General features: G+C 62.6%; 18 protein-coding genes, 1 other RNA gene and 1 pseudogene. 14 read left to right on the top strand and 6 right to left on the bottom strand.

Features of this window, described 5'->3' with window-relative positions; all coding sequences use genetic code 11:
- Positions 1–178: 178 nt before the first annotated feature.
- Entirely contained in the window at positions 179–1,813 is a 1,635-nt protein-coding gene (locus BLR77_RS00090) for a methyl-accepting chemotaxis protein (RefSeq protein ID WP_074674876.1), read from the top strand.
- Positions 1,814–1,917: 104 nt separating this feature from the next.
- Positions 1,918–2,014, top strand: an RNA gene (gene ffs / locus BLR77_RS00085) — signal recognition particle sRNA small type.
- A gap of 131 nt (positions 2,015–2,145) precedes the next feature.
- Here ffs and BLR77_RS00080 read toward each other — a convergent pair.
- A complete protein-coding gene (locus BLR77_RS00080) occupies positions 2,146–2,433 on the bottom strand; it encodes a DUF3509 domain-containing protein (protein WP_017677242.1) in 288 nt (95 codons plus the stop codon).
- A gap of 53 nt (positions 2,434–2,486) precedes the next feature.
- On the bottom strand, positions 2,487–2,708 hold the full coding sequence (locus tag BLR77_RS00075; RefSeq protein ID WP_003460929.1) for a hypothetical protein: 222 nt from the start codon (positions 2,706–2,708) through the stop codon (positions 2,487–2,489).
- Between the two features lie 465 nt (positions 2,709–3,173).
- On the opposite strand from BLR77_RS00075, the gene dnaX reads away from it, so the two are divergent.
- From dnaX to BLR77_RS25915, 6 genes are all read left to right on the top strand, one after another.
- Positions 3,174–5,258, top strand: coding sequence for a DNA polymerase III subunit gamma/tau (gene dnaX / locus BLR77_RS00070; protein WP_074674875.1), 2,085 nt, complete (start codon positions 3,174–3,176; stop codon positions 5,256–5,258).
- 23 nt (positions 5,259–5,281) lie between these two features.
- Positions 5,282–5,608, top strand: a complete 327-nt coding sequence (locus tag BLR77_RS00065) for a YbaB/EbfC family nucleoid-associated protein (protein ID WP_003460931.1) — start codon at positions 5,282–5,284, stop codon at positions 5,606–5,608.
- Positions 5,609–5,818: 210 nt separating this feature from the next.
- Positions 5,819–6,418, top strand: coding sequence for a recombination mediator RecR (gene recR / locus BLR77_RS00060; RefSeq protein ID WP_074674874.1), 600 nt, complete (start codon positions 5,819–5,821; stop codon positions 6,416–6,418).
- 30 nt (positions 6,419–6,448) lie between these two features.
- A complete protein-coding gene (locus BLR77_RS00055) occupies positions 6,449–7,027 on the top strand; it encodes an eCIS core domain-containing protein (RefSeq protein ID WP_074674873.1) in 579 nt (192 codons plus the stop codon).
- 66 nt (positions 7,028–7,093) lie between these two features.
- Positions 7,094–8,242: an acyl-CoA dehydrogenase family protein gene (locus BLR77_RS00050; RefSeq protein WP_074674872.1), complete on the top strand. Its 1,149-nt coding sequence runs from the start codon at positions 7,094–7,096 to the stop codon at positions 8,240–8,242.
- A complete protein-coding gene (locus BLR77_RS25915; protein ID WP_083366036.1) occupies positions 8,158–8,373 on the top strand; it encodes an acyl-CoA dehydrogenase family protein in 216 nt (71 codons plus the stop codon). Before BLR77_RS00050 ends, BLR77_RS25915 begins: the two co-directional genes overlap by 85 nt.
- An 86-nt stretch (positions 8,374–8,459) precedes the next feature.
- Here BLR77_RS25915 and BLR77_RS00040 read toward each other — a convergent pair whose 3' ends face one another.
- Complete coding sequence (locus BLR77_RS00040; protein WP_074674871.1) at positions 8,460–9,407, bottom strand: AraC family transcriptional regulator; 948 nt, start codon at positions 9,405–9,407, stop codon at positions 8,460–8,462.
- A 329-nt stretch (positions 9,408–9,736) separates the two neighbouring features.
- On the opposite strand from BLR77_RS00040, the gene BLR77_RS25560 reads away from it, so the two are divergent.
- The 6 genes from BLR77_RS25560 to BLR77_RS00015 all read left to right on the top strand — a co-directional run bounded on the left by BLR77_RS25560 (position 9,737) and on the right by BLR77_RS00015 (position 14,907).
- Entirely contained in the window at positions 9,737–9,883 is a 147-nt protein-coding gene (locus BLR77_RS25560) for a hypothetical protein (RefSeq protein WP_021489869.1), read from the top strand.
- A gap of 20 nt (positions 9,884–9,903) precedes the next feature.
- Positions 9,904–10,203 (top strand): antibiotic biosynthesis monooxygenase, encoded by a 300-nt coding sequence (locus tag BLR77_RS00035; protein WP_074674870.1) that lies wholly within the window; start codon positions 9,904–9,906, stop codon positions 10,201–10,203.
- A gap of 77 nt (positions 10,204–10,280) precedes the next feature.
- Positions 10,281–11,570, top strand: coding sequence for an NAD(P)/FAD-dependent oxidoreductase (locus BLR77_RS00030; protein WP_074674869.1), 1,290 nt, complete (start codon positions 10,281–10,283; stop codon positions 11,568–11,570).
- A 1-nt stretch (position 11,571) separates the two neighbouring features.
- Positions 11,572–12,129 (top strand): helix-turn-helix domain-containing protein, encoded by a 558-nt coding sequence (locus BLR77_RS00025; RefSeq protein ID WP_017677233.1) that lies wholly within the window; start codon positions 11,572–11,574, stop codon positions 12,127–12,129.
- A gap of 28 nt (positions 12,130–12,157) precedes the next feature.
- Entirely contained in the window at positions 12,158–13,504 is a 1,347-nt protein-coding gene (locus BLR77_RS00020) for a glutamine synthetase family protein (protein WP_074674868.1), read from the top strand.
- 23 nt (positions 13,505–13,527) lie between these two features.
- Complete coding sequence (locus tag BLR77_RS00015) at positions 13,528–14,907, top strand: aspartate aminotransferase family protein (protein WP_074674867.1); 1,380 nt, start codon at positions 13,528–13,530, stop codon at positions 14,905–14,907.
- Positions 14,908–15,027: 120 nt separating this feature from the next.
- Here BLR77_RS00015 and BLR77_RS00010 read toward each other — a convergent pair whose 3' ends face one another.
- The 3 genes and pseudogenes from BLR77_RS00010 to BLR77_RS24915 form a co-directional block, all read right to left on the bottom strand.
- A complete protein-coding gene (locus tag BLR77_RS00010) occupies positions 15,028–16,044 on the bottom strand; it encodes an alpha/beta hydrolase (protein ID WP_074674866.1) in 1,017 nt (338 codons plus the stop codon).
- A gap of 36 nt (positions 16,045–16,080) precedes the next feature.
- Positions 16,081–16,341, bottom strand: a complete 261-nt coding sequence (locus tag BLR77_RS00005) for a DUF2790 domain-containing protein (RefSeq protein WP_074674865.1) — start codon at positions 16,339–16,341, stop codon at positions 16,081–16,083.
- A gap of 59 nt (positions 16,342–16,400) precedes the next feature.
- Positions 16,401–16,472, bottom strand: a pseudogene (locus tag BLR77_RS24915) (organic hydroperoxide resistance protein); the annotation flags it as partial.

Genomic DNA, 16,472 nt, shown 5'->3' with positions numbered 1-16,472 from the left:
CGTGCGCGTGCCTCGGAATGCTCATCAGGGCCGAACTGCGGGATGCGACGAGTGGCGCGGGTGGTGTTGCAGAAGACTAGCTCAGCGCCAGGGTTTTCGTGCTTTTTGGCACGGCCAGACGGCGACTTGGCGAGGCTCGACTAAGCTACTGATACTTGCCTAATGCTGGGGTGCCATCATGTTGCGCGTATTTGCCGATCTGGGGTTCCGCTGGAAGATTGCCTTGCCCATTCTGTTGTTGGCCGCCTTGCTGGTGGCGATGGGGACGTTGGGAGTGCGCGGCATCACTCAGGTGGCCGAATCCAGTACCACACTGACCAATCGCCATCTGCCGGCCATCAGCCTGCTGCTCAACGCCGACCGCGATCTTTACCAGGCCTTCGTCGCTGAGCGCAGCCTGCTCGGTGAGGGCGCGGGTGAGCACGTCGCCGCGCTCAAGGAAACTCACGCCGAGAACCTGCAGCAGGCCTACGACCGTGTGCACAAGTTCGCCGACATGCAGCCCGGCAGCGAGGCGCTGGCATTGGTGGCGGACTTCGATCGCGGCTTCGAGCGCTGGAAGGCCACCTCGCAGCGGGTGCTGGAGCTGGCCTCCAGCGACCCGGAAGGCGCCAGCCGGCTCAGCTTTGGCGATAGCGAGGCGCAGTTCGAAGAGGCGCGTACTGCCATCGACCAGCTCGGTGAATTGGAAGACAGCGCGGCCAATGCGGTTGGCACCGAGGCCATTGGCCGCGGCGAAGCGCTGGTCTGGCAGCAGGGACTGATCATCGCCATTGGCCTGCTGGTGTGTGTGGTGCTGGTGGTGGGCTTCCCGTTGTTGGTGACTCGTCCGCTGCACAGCCTGCTCCATCGAATCGAACAGATTGCCGACGGTGATGGCGACCTGCGGGTACGCCTGGACGTGCTGTCCAGGGACGAACTGGGCAAGCTCAGTCATGCCTTCAACCGCTTTCTCGACAAGCTGCAGCCGTTGATCAAGGAAGTCGGAAGGGTCACTGGTGAGGTGGCCGACTCGGCGCAGAGTCTCGCCGGCATGGCGGCCGCCAATGATCGATTGATCAGCAGCGAGCACGCGGCAGTGGATCAGGTCAGCACTGCGGCTACTGAAATGAGCGCGGCAGTGCATGAGGTGGCGCGCAATGCGCAGAATGCAGCCGATGCGGCGCGGAGCGCCGAAGTGCAGTCACGCGAGGGTGCCCAGGTGGTCGGCGCGACCATTCATTCGATTCGTCAACTGGCCCAGGAGGTGGAAAGCGCCTCCGACACCATCCAGACCCTGGAGCAGGAGACGGCCAACATCGGTGCGGTACTGGCGGTGATCAAGGGCATTGCCGAGCAGACCAACCTGCTCGCACTCAACGCGGCCATCGAGGCGGCGCGGGCAGGGGAGCAGGGCCGCGGTTTTGCCGTGGTCGCCGATGAGGTGCGGGCGCTGGCAGCGCGTACCCAAGAGTCGACCAAGGACATCCAGCAGATGATCGAGCGTCTGCAGGCTGGTGTGCAGAATGCGGTCAAGGCCACGCATTCGGGCAGTGCACGGGCGCGGCAGAGCGTCGAGCAGGCGGCGGGTGTCGATCAGGCTTTGAGCGTGACCGGCGATTCGGTTCAGCGCATCAACGATATGGCTGCGCAGATCGCCACCGCCTGCGAGGAACAGAGCAGCGTCACCGAGGAGATCGCCCGCAATATCAGCGATATTCGCGACCTCTCCAACGAAGCGGCACAGACCTCCGAACAGAGCACGCGCGCCAGCCAGCACCTGTCCGAGCTGTCCCACGGGCTGGCCCAGTTGGTGGGGCGTTTCCGGGTGTGATGTGAGTGTCTCGCGTATCTAAGTGTTTGAAGCAGTTGTAAGTTTGCGTTTAGCCGTTACAATGGCGCGGCTCGTTGCAATGGCGAGCAGCGTTATGGTGGCCCTGCCGGTCCCCTCGCAACGATTACCCGTTAACCTGGTCAGGCCCGGAAGGGAGCAGCCACAGCGGGAACATCGTGTGCCGGGGTGTGGCTGGTAGGGTCCACCTCCAGTTTTCCAGGCTGTCGCCATCCTCTTTTCACCTCAAAATCCTCAGCGTCTATCTGGCGGCTTTTTGCTGTGCGCAATAAAAAGCCCGCGTTATGGGCGCGGGCTTTTGGGTGTTTGCAGCCTCAGGCGATGCGGTAATTCAACACGCTGTCCTGTTCCTTGAGTGTCTTGCGCAGATCGGCCGGGATATTGCCGGCGCGAACGGCCAGTTCCAGGCGGATTTCTTCCAGGCTCTGGGCGAAGGCATTCTGGTCGTTGATCTGTGGCTTGGCGAGGACGCGGCTGTAGACGGTGCTGTCGCTCTCGTCGAGCAGGGCGAGGATGATGCTGCCGTCCGGTCGTGGTGAGCTGAAGCTGGCACGCAAGGGATTGAACAGGTGATCGACGAGCTGTTGGTTGGTGAGTTCCATGTCCTACTCCATCCTGAGGTTGGTCACCTTCGACCTCAGGATGACGACTTAGTTCATGCAGTCAGCGACTGGCGGGTACGCTCGATCACCTGTTGCAGCGACTCGTCGCTGTACTGGCCTGGGTAGAGGCGCTGGCTGTACTGGGCGATACCGGTCTTGTCGACCAGGGTAAAGCTGAAGCTGCCCTTGCGAGTTGCCTGGATGCGGCAATCGAACGGAGCGAAGGCGTGAGTCAGGGTGCTGATGGCTTTCTGAATTTGATGTTGAGCATTCATTTTTTTGGGTATTCCTTAAAGCATGTGCGCATCGATGCGCGTGGTGTAGCTCCATGTGGTTGGCCGGAAAAACGGCCATAGCATGTCAACCGATCGGAGCTTGATTAGCACGATAAAGTTCCATTGTTACGGTTCTTCGGCGTGGTCGGTACGTCGGAGGCAGGCAGAGGAACTGCACCGATAAACGGCGAGTCGGCCTGATCAGTCAGCAGATGGGATCGGGGAGGGCGGCAGCGCGGAGATGCGCTTGACGTTGAACCGGGAAACCAGCGAGGGGGCGCAAAGGCCTTAATGACTTACAGCGTGGTACGAACGGCGCGCATGATAATGCTTTGTGCAAGAAATAACCAGCGCTATTTCTCAAGTCAGGGTGATGCCGCTTCACGCATGCGGGTGGCGGATGCAATTTGCCGGTTGCTCCGCTAGGATTAGCCCTCTTTTGCTTTCCTCATATGACGGTTTTCCATGAGTTATCAGGTTCTTGCACGTAAATGGCGTCCGCGCTCGTTCCGCGAAATGGTCGGCCAGACGCATGTGCTCAAAGCCCTGATCAACGCCCTGGACAGCCAGCGCCTGCACCACGCCTACCTGTTCACCGGTACTCGTGGTGTGGGCAAGACCACCATCGCGCGGATCATTGCCAAGTGCCTGAACTGCGAAACCGGCATCAGCTCCACCCCTTGCGGCACCTGCTCGGTATGTCGGGAAATCGATGAGGGGCGCTTCGTCGATCTGATCGAAGTGGACGCCGCCAGCCGCACCAAGGTCGAAGACACCCGTGAGCTGCTCGACAACGTGCAGTACTCGCCGAGTCGCGGTCGCTTCAAGGTCTACCTGATCGACGAAGTGCACATGCTCTCCACCAGTTCCTTCAACGCCCTGTTGAAGACCCTGGAGGAGCCGCCGCCCCACGTCAAATTCCTGCTCGCCACCACCGACCCGCAGAAACTGCCGGTCACCGTACTGTCGCGCTGCCTGCAGTTCTCGTTGAAGAACATGCCGCCGGAGCGGGTGGTCGAGCACCTGACTCACGTATTGACTGCCGAGAACGTACCGTTCGAGGACGATGCCCTGTGGTTGCTCGGTCGTGCTGCCGATGGCTCGATGCGCGACGCCATGAGCCTGACCGACCAGGCGATTGCCTTTGGCGAGGGTAAGGTGCTGGCGGCCGACGTGCGCGCCATGCTCGGTACGCTCGATCATGGTCAGGTCTACGGTGTGCTGCATGCGCTGATCGAAGGCGATGCACGGGCGCTGATCGAGGCGGTGCGTCATCTCGCCGAGCAGGGGCCGGACTGGAACGGTGTGCTGTCGGAGATGCTCAACGTCCTGCACCGTGTGGCCATCGCTCAGGCGCTGCCGGAGGCCGTCGACAATGGCCAGGGCGACCGCGAGCGCGTGCTGCAACTGGCCCAGGCGCTGCCGGCCGAAGACGTGCAGTTCTACTATCAGATGGGGTTGATCGGTCGTCGCGATCTACCGTTGGCGCCTGAACCGCGCGGCGGCTTCGAGATGGTGCTGCTGCGCATGTTGGCCTTCCGCCCGGCGGGCGCCGATGACGCGCCCAGGGTCACGCTAAAGCCCTTGGGGATCAGCCAGGCCACTGCTGATTCCCAACAAAACCCAGTGGCCGGCACCGCTATGCCGGCTCCTGTGGTTTCTGCTCCAGTTCCTGTCGCCCCCGTTGCACAGGTGCCCGCTGTTCCGGCGGCCGTTGAGCCGAGTCCTGTCATGCCGGCCCCGAGTGTCACGCCTGTCGCGAGTGAGCCGGTTCAGCCTGTTGAAGTGCCTGTAGCGCCGGCCGCTAATCTGCCCGCCGAGCCCGAGCCCGAGCCGGTTGCTCCCGTGGTTGATGTCCCCTGGGAAACTGCCAAGGCTGTCGAGCCTGTGGCGGAGCCCGTTCAACCTGTTGCGCCGGTAGAGCCAGAGGTGAAAACCGCAGAGCCGGTAGTCGCGCAAGTTGCATCGGTCGAAGTGCCCGCACCGAGTGAGGGCGTGCAACCTGTAGCCGATGCTGATGGCGGTGAAGACGAGCCACCGCTCGGCGATTACGACTATGTCGAAATGGACGCCGAAACCCTCGACTACGATTTTGGCCAGGCTGAAACCGTGGCGCCCGTGGTTGAAGAACCGTTGCCAGCCGCCAAGCCGGCTACCGGTCTGGCAGCTGAATGGCTGTCACTGTTCCCGCAGCTTGGCCTGGGCGGCATGACGGGCAGCATCGCAGCCAACTGCACCCTGATCGAAGCCAATGGCGATGACTGGCTGCTGCACCTAGACCCGGCGCACAGTGCGCTGTTCAACCCGACTCAGCAGCGTCGTCTGAATGATGCGCTGAACCAGCAGCAGGGACGCAGCATCAAATTGCGCATCGAGTTGTGCAAGCCCGAGCAGGAAACTCCGGCGCAGGCCGCAGCCCGGCGCCGTGCCGACCGCCAGCGCAGCGCCGAGGCGTCGATCCATGCCGACCCGTTGGTGCAGCAGATGATTCAGCAGTTCGCGGCCAAGGTGCGCGACGACAGCATCGAACCTATCGATACCCCCAGTTAATTCTGAACACCGAGGATACCGACATGATGAAAGGTGGCATGGCAGGCCTGATGAAGCAGGCCCAGCAAATGCAGGAAAAGATGCAGAAGATGCAGGAAGAGCTGGCCAATGCCGAAGTTACCGGCCAGTCCGGCGCCGGCCTGGTCAGCGTGGTGATGACCGGTCGTCATGACGTCAAGCGCATCACCCTGGACGACAGCCTGATGCAGGAAGACAAGGAAGTGCTGGAAGACCTGATTGCGGCTGCCGTCAACGACGCGGTGCGCAAGGTCGAGCAGAACAGCCAGGAGAAAATGTCTGGTATGACCGCCGGCATGCAACTACCCCCCGGCTTCAAAATGCCCTTCTGAGCCTGTGACGCCCAGCCGGCACGCATTACTGCGTTGCGAAAGGCCCCGAGCATCCTCATTTACAGACGTAAACTCCGGTGCTCGCGGCCTTTCGCGCCTTGTACTGCATACCGTCTGGTCGCCCCGTGGTGATGGTGTGCAAAACGCACCCGTTCGTAGGGTGGGCTTTAGCCCACCAGATCATTGCCCGTCAACTTTTGCAGGACTTCCATGAGCTTCAGCCCTCTGATTCGCCAGTTGATCGACTCCCTGCGCATTTTGCCCGGTGTGGGGCAGAAGACTGCTCAGCGCATGGCCCTGCAACTGCTCGAGCGTGATCGCAGTGGCGGTCAGCGGCTGGCGCAGGCGCTGAATGCGGCGATGGAGGGCGTGGGGCACTGCAAGCGCTGCCGTAGTTTGAGCGAGGACGAAATCTGCCAGCTGTGTCTGGATGAGCGCCGCGACGACAGCCTGCTGTGTGTGGTGGAAGGCCCGATGGATGTGCACGCGGTGGAGCAGACCGGTTTTCGCGGTCGTTACTTCGTGCTCAAGGGGCATCTGTCGCCGCTCGATGGTCTGGGGCCGGAGGCCATCGGTATTCCTGCGCTGCTGGAACGCATCGATGCCGGTGCTTTCAGCGAAGTGATCCTGGCCACCAATCCGACGGTAGAGGGCGAGGCTACGGCGCACTACATCGCGCAGATTCTTGTCGGCAAAGGTCTGGTGGCATCGCGTATCGCCCATGGCATGCCGCTGGGTGGCGAATTGGAACTGGTCGACGGTGGCACCCTGGCCCACGCGTTGGCTGGTCGGCGCCCGATCAGTCTGTAAGTAGCCAAACCCTCTCGACCCGGAGTGCCCGTGATCGCCGACACTCTGTGCCGTAATGCTCTGCTGCTCCTGCTTGGGGCGCCTCTGGCCGCACAGGCTCAATGCCCGGTCGGGCAGGTGCAGGTGTGCCTGGGCGCTTCCTGCTTGTGCGTGCCCGATCCGGTGCGGGTGCGTGAGGACGGCCTGAATATGGCTGCGGCCAGGCTCGAAGCCTGGCTGCTGCAGTCACGTCAGGCAGCGCTGCGAGCCGGGATCGAGCCGATTCCTCTGATGATTCGCGCGCAGCTCGCACCCTTTTACGACGATGCGTTGCTGGACGAAGTGCGCTTTCGCGTAGGCATCACCGACGAGATGGACGCCGCCACCGTCATGCTGCAGAACCCCGATGTGCAGGCCGTCACGCTGGTCGATGTGGTGGTGTTTCGCAATGCCGATGCCGCCGAGCAGGATGCAGCGCTGTGGGCGCATGAGCTTTGGCATGTGCAGCAGTACCGCGAATGGGGAACCGATGGCTTCGCTCGACGCTATACGCGCGATTTCCAGTCAGTCGAAAGGCCGGCTTACGAAATGGGGGAGCGGGTGAGAAAGGCGCTGCGTGAGCAAAAGTAAAACGCTCGCTTGAAAACCAAGCAAGCGCTAGGTTAGGGTGGCCAAAACAATAACGGGAGTACCCGCATGGCCGCCCCACAATCGTATTTCGATGAGTCTCACCAACTGGTTCGCGATTCCGTTCGGCGCTTCGTCGAGCGTGAAATCCTGCCGCATATCGATGACTGGGAAGAGGCCGAGGAGTTTCCTCGCGAGCTGTACCTCAAGGCCGGCGCGGCGGGCATCCTCGGTATTGGCTATCCCGAACAGTACGGCGGCAGCCATGAGGGCGATGTGTTTGCCAAGGTGGCGGCCAACGAGGAACTGATGCGCAGCGGCTCCGGTGGCCTGGTGGCTGGTCTCGGTTCGCTGGATATCGGCTTGCCGCCCATCGTCAAATGGGCCACGCCCGCCGTGCGTGAGCGCGTCGTGCCGCATGTACTGGCCGGTGAGAAGATCATGGCGCTGGCAGTGACCGAGCCTTCCGGCGGCTCCGACGTGGCCAATCTCAAGACACGCGCCATACGTGACGGCGACCATTACCGCATCAGTGGCAGCAAGACCTTCATCACCAGTGGCGTGCGCGCCGATTACTACACGGTGGCGGTGCGCACCGGTGGCGACGGCTTCGGTGGCGTGAGCCTGCTGCTGGTGGAGAAGGGCACGCCGGGCTTCAGCGTGGGCCGCAAGCTGAAGAAGATGGGCTGGTGGGCGTCCGACACCGCCGAGCTGTTCTTCGATGACTGCAGGGTGCCGGTGGAGAACCTGATCGGCGTGGAGAACGCCGGCTTCGCCTGCATCATGGCCAACTTCCAGAGCGAACGTCTGAGCCTGGCGATCATGGCCAACATGACCGCCCAACTGGCCCTGGAAGAGTCGATGAAATGGGCGCGCGAGCGCCAGGCGTTCGGCAAGCCGATAGGCAAATTCCAGGTGCTCAAGCATCGCCTGGCCGAGATGGCGACGCAGCTCGAGGTCTCTCGCGAATTCACCTACCGCCAGGCGGCACAGATGGCCGCCGGCCGCAGCGTGATCAAGGAGATTTCCATGGCCAAGAACTTCGCCACCGATATCGCTGATCGCCTGACCTACGATGCGGTGCAGATCATGGGTGGCATGGGCTACATGCGAGAGTCTCTGGTCGAGCGCCTATACCGCGACAACCGCATCCTTTCCATTGGTGGCGGCACGCGAGAGATCATGAACGAGATCATTTCGAAGCAGATGGGATTGTAGAGGCGGCATTTGGGCCTCAATGGCGCGAGTCCCTGGTCGAGCGCCTGTATCGCGACAACCGCATTCTTTCCATTGGCGGCGGCACGCGCGAGATCATGAACGAGATCATCGCCAAGCAGATGGGGCTGTAGCAGGTGTCGTGGGAGGGGCTTTAGCCGCGATCAGAGGCGCTGCTGAGCACCGTCGTCGCTAAAGCGCCTCCCACGGAAGGCGGCGTTCAGGATGCTTGCTGATTCTGCGCCGCCTGGCGCAGACGGGCGATGTCGCGTTGCGGCGGATCGCCGAACAAACGGCTGTACTCGCGGCTGAACTGCGATGGGCTCTCGTAGCCGACGCGATAGCTGGCCGCTGCCGCTTCGAGGTTGTCGCACAGCATCAGCCGGCGGGCTTCCTGCAAGCGCAATTGCTTCTGGTACTGCAGCGGGCTGAACGCCGTGACGGCCTTGAATCTGTGGTGCAGGGTCGAGGGGCTCAGGTTCACCTCACGGGCCAGCTCCTCGATACGCAGCGGCTGATCGAAATTCTTGCGCAGCCACTCGATGGCGCGGGAGATGCGCTGACTCTGGCTGTCGGCGATGACCACTTCATGCAGGCGGTGACCCTGCGGGCTGAGCAGCATTCGATAGAAAATCTCGCGCAATGCCAATGGCGCCAGCATGGCGATGTCGGATGGGGTTTCCAGCAGGCGCAGCAGACGGATCACCGCATCCAGCAGGCGCGGGTCGAGGCGATCAAGAAACAGCGCCCGCTGTGAGGCCGCATCCGGGGCTGGAATCGCTGGCATTTCGGTGAGCAGGCTGCTGATCAGCGCCGGATCGATCTCCAGCGCGATGCTCAGATAGGGGTGATCCGGGCTGGCCTCGATCACCCGGCCGGTGACCGGCAGCATCACGGATGCCACCAGATAGTTCAGTGGGTCGTAGACATAGCGTTCGTCACCCAGGCGCACCTCCTTGCGGCCCTGCGCGATGATGCACAGGCAAGGGTCGTATACCGTCTGCATGGGTAGGCTGGGCGTGGTGGCGCGTGCCAGCCTCAGACCGGGAATGGCCGTTATATGGATTCCATCCTCGGGCACGAAGCGCTCAACCAAACGTGCCATTTCATGGCTGAGTTCAGCCAGTGGAGTATCGAGGGTTGCAGCGGTATGAAGGGGTGACTGCATGGTGAGCCTCCTGAAAGTCAGCGAAGCCTAGCCAGGTTTTTCAGGCAAGTCATGAGGGGCGGCAGGATTAGGCAAATATTTGCCAGTAATGGGCAAATGACCAGTGATACAGAGTATTTCAAGGGTGGTTGGCGGACCGATGCCCTTGGTTGGTGCGATTTCCTGTCTTGGAGTTTTAGGCAAGGATTTACCAGTAATCGACTAACGCTCTGATGACCTTCTGCCTCATCTTTGTCGCCATCGAGCGCTGCCTCTGCGCCGGCTCGAACGCATGCAGTAGCCATATCACCCGCTGAGCGGTGCCACACATGTCATAAAAGGAGCGAGCCATGCCCAGTAAATGGCTGATCGCGCCGTTGACCCTGTTGTTACTCGCCACTGCCTGGCTCGACTCAAGAGCGGTTGGCGAAGCGGCTTTTGCCGAGCCGGACGCAGCGCCCCATGTTCTGCAGCGAAACGCTGCTGGTATGTATTGATTCAATTCCAGGAGGTTGCCATGAGCATCATTCACCGTATGACCGTTCGCGCCCGCCACGACCGTTCAAACCGGTTGGGGCAGTGCCTGGCGCGGTTGCATGAGGTTGGTCGAGATCTCCCAGGTTGCGAACGCCTGCGTGTGTTCCCTCTGCGCACTGATCCGTTGATCTGGCTGGTAGAAGGGCAGTGGCGCTCGGCAGCGGCACGCGACGCTTTCCTCGGCAGCGAAGGCCTGCGCCGGGTATTGGCCCAGGCGATAGACGAAGGGCTGTTCACTCATCTCGAATGCGGTATGGAGTTGCAGCAGCAGGTCGCCTGATCCGTCAGGCTTGCCTTTGTGAAATTATCTCTATAGATTTTCATGAAATTAATTATTTTAAATTTCATGAGCCATCTATGTTTCACCATGCCAGTGAGCACGTCGACAGCTATTACGCCCATAGCTGCAAGGATCGACTTACCCATCAGCCCGTGCTGCAAGATGATCGGCAGTGCGATGTACTGGTGATCGGCGCCGGTTTCAGTGGCTTGCACACCGCCCTGCGCCTGGCCGAGGCAGGGATGCGGGTTATCGTTCTCGAAGCCAGTCGTGTGGCCTGGGCGGCCTCCGGACGTAATGGCGGGCAGGCGATACTGGGTTGGTCGTGCGATATGCCGCCGCTGGAAAAGGCTCTTGGCCTCGAGCGGGCCCGCCGTCTGTGGGACGGCATGGCCTGGGCAGCTTGCGAGCTGCGCGAACTGCCGCAGCGCCATGGCTTCGACTGCGATTATAGCCGTGGTCATCTGTGGACGGCGGTTCTGCCCCGGCGCGTGGCGCAGCTGCATGAGTGGCAAAAGGAGGCCGCTTATAAGTGGGGGCACCGTGCGCTGCAGTTCGTCTCCCGTGAGCAGATGCCGGAATGGATCGCCAGCGAGCGTTACCGCGCCGGCCTCTACGACCCTGAGGCCGCTCATCTCAACCCACTGAAGTTGGCGCTCGGTCTGGCCGAAGCGGTCGTGCGTGCCGGTGGGCAGATCTTCGAGCAGAGCCGCGCCCTGAGCCAGGAGCGTCATGCCGGGGGCTATCGGGTGCGTACCGGGCAGGGCAGCGTGCAGGCCGACAACCTGGTGCTGGCCTGCAACACCTATATCGATGATCTGGAGCCGCGCCTGGCACGGCGGATTCTGCCGGTCGGCACCTACCAGATTGCCACCGAAGCGCTGGGCGCCGAGCGTGCCGAGGCGTTGTTGCCGCGCAATGCCTGCGTCACCGACAACCAGTTCGTGCTCGATTACTTCCGCCGCACCCCGGATCACCGCCTGCTGTTCGGCGGCGGCTGCACCTATCTGGGTGGTTTGCCAAGGGACATGGCAGCCGCCACCCGGCCTTTCCTCGAGCGCGTGTTCCCGCAGCTGTCAGGTGTGACCATCGACTTTGCCTGGGGCGGGCATATCGACGTGACCCGTAGCCGTACCCCGGATATCGGCGGCGAGAACGGTCGCTACTGGCTGCAGGGCTTTTCCGGTCACGGTGTGCTGCCGACCCTGGCGGCGGCGCGGGCAGTCAGTGATGCCATTCTCGGCAATGACGACGAACTGGCGCTGTACCAGCAACTGCGCAATCGCCAATTCCCATTCGGCGAGCGCCTGGCGGCGCCGCTCGAGGCCATCGGCAAGGCCTGGTATCGACTCAGGGACTATTTCTGATATGGACAAGAATCTGGAGATGGCGGCCCTTGCCGTGCTCATCCACGACCTGCGCAAGCACAAGAAGGTCACCTTGAACGAACTGGCCGAGCGAATCGGTCGTTCCGTGGGCTTTCTCTCGCAGGTCGAGCGTGGCCTGTCGCGTCCGACGGTGGAGGATCTGACCGCCATCAGTGAGGCGCTCGACGTACCCACCACCTATTTCTACAGCCTGCCCAAGCCCAAGGCACTGGACTGGGTTACCCGGCCGGACGAGCGTCGCACCCTGTACCTGGCCGGCGGTATCACCGACATCATGGCTTCACCCACGCTGCAAGGCGCCTTCATGGTGGTCGACAGCCTGCTCGAGCCTGGTGCCAGCAGTGGCGAACGGCAGATGAGCGACCGCTCGGAGCAGGCCGGCTACGTGCTCGAGGGTCAGCTGACCCTGTGGCTGGGCGAGGACGAAGAGAGCGCCACCCTGTATCCCGGCGATGCCTTTCAGGTGCCGAGCTACGCGCGCTTGCGCTATGCCAACCAGGGCGACACGCCTGCGCGCGTGCTGTGGATCTACACCTGAACCTACTCGTAAACCGGAAATAACCATAATGAACGCCACCCGAGTCGAGCTGCTCGATGAAGTCCGCCAGTTCCGCCAGGCCCATCCCGAGGTGCGCTTCGTCGACCTGATCTGCCTGGACATCCCCGGGCACTTCTATGGCAAGCGCTATCCCATCGAGATGCTGGAAAAGGTCGCCGCCGGCAGCGCCCTGAAGTTGCCGCAAAACTGCGTGCTGCTCGGCGCTCAGGGCGGGCTCTACGAGATCGGCGACTACTGCTTCCACGATGGCGACCCGGATGCGCCACGGCGGCTGATTCCCGGCACGCTCAAGCTGGTGAACTGGGAGCGCCAGCCGCTGGGGCAGATGCTGATCAGCTCCGATGGCACCGAAGCGCCCATCGAGTTCGAGCCGCGCGAGGTGTTGGCGCGCGTGGTGCAGCGCCTGGCCGCACGCGGCATTCGTCCGGTGGTGGCGTTCGAGCTGGAGTTCTACCTGTTCGACAAGGCGCTCAAGGACGGCTTGCCGCAGTACCCGCGCGATGATCTGAGTGGTGATGCCGACGACCAGCCGAACATGCATATCGAGCGGCTCTCGCGTTTCGCCGATGTGCTCGGCGACATCACCGAGACCGCGCGCCTGCAGGGCATCGACACCACGGTGATCACCGCCGAGATCGGCCCGGGACAGTTCGAGATCAACTTCAGCCACAACACCGATCCGCTGCAGGCGGCCGACTGGTCGGCGCTGTTCTGCCGGCTGACCCGTGGCGTGGCGCTCAAATACGGCCATCGCGCCAGCTTCATGGCCAAGCCGTACCTGCAGTACCCGGGCAGTGGCATGCACATCCACGTCAGCCTCTACGACGAAGCCGGTGACAACCTGCTGACGCGTGACGAGCAGCGCCCGCTGCGCCATGCCGTGGCAGGCTGCCTGAGTCTGCTGCCGGAGTTGATGCCGATCTACGCGCCGAACCACAACAGCTACCGCCGCTTCGGCGCCCAGGTCAACTCGGCGAGCCAGGCCAGCTGGGGCTTCGAGGATCGCGACGCCTGCGTGCGCATCCCCGAGTCGGACGCGCGCAACCTGCGCCTGGAGTTCCGCCTGCCGGGCGCCGATGCCAACCCCTATCTGGTGCTGGCGGCATTGCTGACCAGTATCGAGCAGGGCCTCGACGCCAAGATCGAGCCCATCGCACCGCTGAATGACGACCGCGAAAGCGGCGTCGACTTTCCCAAGGACATGCTCGACGCCGTGCGCCGCATGCAGACCAGCGAGCGCGTCGTCGCTGGCCTCGGCAGCGAGTTCGTCATGGTCTATTGCGAGAACAAACGCCAGGATCACCTGGCCTTCATGCACGACATCAACGCCAGGGAATATCGCTGGTATCTCTGATGTCACGGATAGAAGGAGGCGCCATGAACAACGCCCAGAACAACCCGAAAACCGCCCAGTGGCAGGCCCTGAGCCAGGCCCATCACCTGGCGCCGTTCAGTGATTACAAGCAGCTGGCCGAGAAGGGCCCGCGCATCATCACCGAGGCAAAAGGCGTGCACCTGTGGGACAGCGAGGGCAACAAGATCCTCGATGGCATGGCCGGTCTGTGGTGTGTGGCCATCGGCTATGGCCGCGAGGAGCTGGTCGAAGCTGCCGCTACGCAGATGCGTCAATTGCCGTTCTACAACACCTTCTTCCAGACCGCCCACCCGCCGGTGCTGGAGCTGGCCCATGCCATCTCCCAGCTGGCGCCGGCCGGCATGAACCACGTGTTCTTTACCGGTTCGGGCTCCGAAGGCAACGACACCATGCTGCGCCTGGTGCGCCACTACTGGGCGTGCAAGGGCCAGGCGAACAAGAAGATCATCATCGGCCGCGACAACGGCTATCACGGCTCCACCGTGGCCGGCGCCAGCCTCGGCGGCATGAAGTTCATGCACGAGCAGGGCGACCTGCCTATTCCCGGCATCGCGCACATCCCGCAGCCGTACTGGTTCGGTGAGGGCGGTGACATGGCCCCGGAGGCCTTCGGCATCTGGGCTGCCGACCAGCTGGAGAAGAAGATTCTCGAGCTGGGTGAGGAGAATGTGGCGGCCTTCATCGCCGAGCCGATTCAGGGCGCGGGTGGTGTGATCATCCCGCCGGACAGCTACTGGCCGCGTATCAAGGAGATCCTCGCCAAGTACGACATTCTCTTTGTCGCCGACGAGGTGATCTGTGGTTTTGGCCGCACCGGCGAGTGGTTCGGCAGCCAGTACTACGATTTGAAACCCGACCTGATGACCATCGCCAAGGGCCTTACCAGCGGCTATGTGCCGATGGGCGGGCTGATCGTCAGCGACAAGGTGTTCGAGGTGATCGAGGCGCACGGCGACTTCAACCACGGCTTCACCTATTCCGGGCATCCGGTGGCGGCAGCGGTGGGGCTGGAGAACCTGCGCATTCTCAAGGAAGAGGGCATCGTCGAACGGGTGAAGGCAGAAACCGCGCCCTACCTGCAGAAGCGCCTGCGTGAGCTGGCGGATCACCCGCTGGTGGGCGAAGTGCGTGGCGTCGGCATGCTCGGTGCCATCGAACTGGTGCAGGACAAGGCCATGCGCAAGCGCTTCTCCGGTGACGTGGGCGTGGGCATGGTCTGCCGCGGCCACTGCTTCAACAATGGCCTGATCATGCGCGCCGTGGGTGACACCATGATCATCGCGCCCCCTCTGGTGATCAGCCTTGCCGAGATCGACGAGCTGGTGGAGAAAGCGCGCAAGTGTCTGGATCTGACCTGGGAGCAGGTGCGTAGCTTGGCGTAATCTCGCAGTACGGTGGGAGGGGCTTTAGCCGCGACAGGAACAACCCGCAGCTAAAAGCCGCCCCACAAAAAACAAAACCCCGCGACCGGTGACGGTAGCGGGGTTTCGTTTTTCAGCCGCTTACTTGAGGCTGTTCTTCAGCGTCTGTGCTGCCTGATCCATGGCGGAGCGTACCGCCGGGACTTCCGACACTACGTTGAGCAGGCCGTAGTCGTGGATCATGCCGTTGTAGCGTACGGCGGTCACTGGCACGCCGGCGGCATTCAGGCGGCGAGCGTAGGCTTCGCCTTCGTCGCGCAGCACGTCCATCTCGGCGGTCTGTACGAGAGCCGGTGGCAGGCCTTGCAACTGCTCCAGGCTGGCGCGCAGCGGCGATGCATAGATCTCGTTACGCTGCTTCGGGTCGGTGGTGTAGTTGTCCCAGAACCATTCCATCATGCCGCGGGTCAGGAAGTGGCCTTCGGCGAACTGGTTGTAGGAGGCGTTGTTGAAGCTGGCGTCGGTTACCGGCCACAGCAGCACCTGGGCGCGCAGTTTCGGCGTACCGGCTTCCTTGGCTTTGATGGCGACCACGGCGGCCATGTTGCCACCAACGCTGTTGCCGGCCACGGCCAGACGCGAGCCGTCGACACCGATCTGGCTGCCGTTGTCGGCGACCCATTTGGTCGCGGCGTAGGCCTGGTTGATGGCGGTCGGGTACTTGGCTTCCGGCGACGGCGTGTAATCGACGTAGATCGCAGCAGCGCCTGAGCCCACCACCAGATCACGGATCAGGCGTTCGTGGGTCGGGTAGTCGCCCAGCACCCAGCCGCCGCCGTGAAAGAACATGAAGCCCGGCAGAATGCCGCGAGCACCTTCAGGGCGCACCACCTTGAGGGTGAGCGACTGGCCATTCACCTGGATCACCTTGGTGTCCACGACGATACCGGACAGGTCCACCTTGACGCTGGCCTGGGCACCTACCAGTACGGCGCGGGCGTCTTTCGGCGAGAGGCTTTCCAGTGGCTGACCGCCACCGGCTGCCAGTGCATCGAGGAAGCCCTGGGTGTTGCGTTCCACACCGGGGCTGCCGGCTGCGAAGCTGCTGCTTACGGCCAGAGCGAGCAGCCCGGCAGTCAGAGTGCGAGAAATGTTCATGGTCAAACTCCTGTCGATCAGTTGGGCTGCTAGCTGTCAGTTCTGGTTGGTGCAAACGCTGGAGAGTTGTTCGTAGCTGAGAACTTCCACGTCACCCGCGCTGTTGCGGTAGGTCATCTTCGCCGTGACCACTTCGCACTGCGAGCTGTTGGGCACGTCGATGGAAATCACCTTGGCGATATCCAGGTTCTGGCCGTAGCGGTAGGGCGTGGCCTCGGCACTGTGGGCGAGGGTGGTGAGCGACGCGCTGAGCGCGAGAGCAGTCAGGGCGGTGGCGAACAGGGTGCGGGTTTTCATGGTGGTTCTCCTCTTGGGGCCGCGCTCGGGCTTTGGCCGCGAGCGCTGGCTGCTAGCTGTCAGACGATGGTCAAGGTGACGTCGATGTTGCCGCGGGTGGCGTTGGAGTACGGGCAGACGATGTGCGCGCG

Origin of the sequence: Ectopseudomonas alcaliphila (assembly GCF_900101755.1) — a bacterium.
Lineage (GTDB): Bacteria > Pseudomonadota > Gammaproteobacteria > Pseudomonadales > Pseudomonadaceae > Aquipseudomonas > Aquipseudomonas alcaliphila.
Note: the sequence above shows the minus strand (reverse complement) of the source record. Positions and strands in the feature narration are given on the sequence as shown.

Bases quoted from the DNA above. Each gene is read 5' to 3' on its own strand.
- BLR77_RS00090 (WP_074674876.1), top strand. From the start codon at position 179: ATGTTGCGCGTATTTGCCGATCTGGGGTTCCGCTGGAAGATTGCCTTG.
- BLR77_RS00080 (WP_017677242.1), bottom strand. From the start codon at position 2,433: ATGGAACTCACCAACCAACAGCTCGTCGATCACCTGTTCAATCCCTTG.
- BLR77_RS00075 (WP_003460929.1), bottom strand. From the start codon at position 2,708: ATGAATGCTCAACATCAAATTCAGAAAGCCATCAGCACCCTGACTCAC.
- dnaX (WP_074674875.1), top strand. From the start codon at position 3,174: ATGAGTTATCAGGTTCTTGCACGTAAATGGCGTCCGCGCTCGTTCCGC.
- BLR77_RS00065 (WP_003460931.1), top strand. From the start codon at position 5,282: ATGATGAAAGGTGGCATGGCAGGCCTGATGAAGCAGGCCCAGCAAATG.
- recR (WP_074674874.1), top strand. From the start codon at position 5,819: ATGAGCTTCAGCCCTCTGATTCGCCAGTTGATCGACTCCCTGCGCATT.
- BLR77_RS00050 (WP_074674872.1), top strand. From the start codon at position 7,094: ATGGCCGCCCCACAATCGTATTTCGATGAGTCTCACCAACTGGTTCGC.
- BLR77_RS00040 (WP_074674871.1), bottom strand. From the start codon at position 9,407: ATGCAGTCACCCCTTCATACCGCTGCAACCCTCGATACTCCACTGGCT.
- BLR77_RS25560 (WP_021489869.1), top strand. From the start codon at position 9,737: ATGCCCAGTAAATGGCTGATCGCGCCGTTGACCCTGTTGTTACTCGCC.
- BLR77_RS00035 (WP_074674870.1), top strand. From the start codon at position 9,904: ATGAGCATCATTCACCGTATGACCGTTCGCGCCCGCCACGACCGTTCA.
- BLR77_RS00030 (WP_074674869.1), top strand. From the start codon at position 10,281: ATGTTTCACCATGCCAGTGAGCACGTCGACAGCTATTACGCCCATAGC.
- BLR77_RS00025 (WP_017677233.1), top strand. From the start codon at position 11,572: ATGGACAAGAATCTGGAGATGGCGGCCCTTGCCGTGCTCATCCACGAC.
- BLR77_RS00020 (WP_074674868.1), top strand. From the start codon at position 12,158: ATGAACGCCACCCGAGTCGAGCTGCTCGATGAAGTCCGCCAGTTCCGC.
- BLR77_RS00015 (WP_074674867.1), top strand. From the start codon at position 13,528: ATGAACAACGCCCAGAACAACCCGAAAACCGCCCAGTGGCAGGCCCTG.
- BLR77_RS00010 (WP_074674866.1), bottom strand. From the start codon at position 16,044: ATGAACATTTCTCGCACTCTGACTGCCGGGCTGCTCGCTCTGGCCGTA.
- BLR77_RS00005 (WP_074674865.1), bottom strand. From the start codon at position 16,341: ATGAAAACCCGCACCCTGTTCGCCACCGCCCTGACTGCTCTCGCGCTC.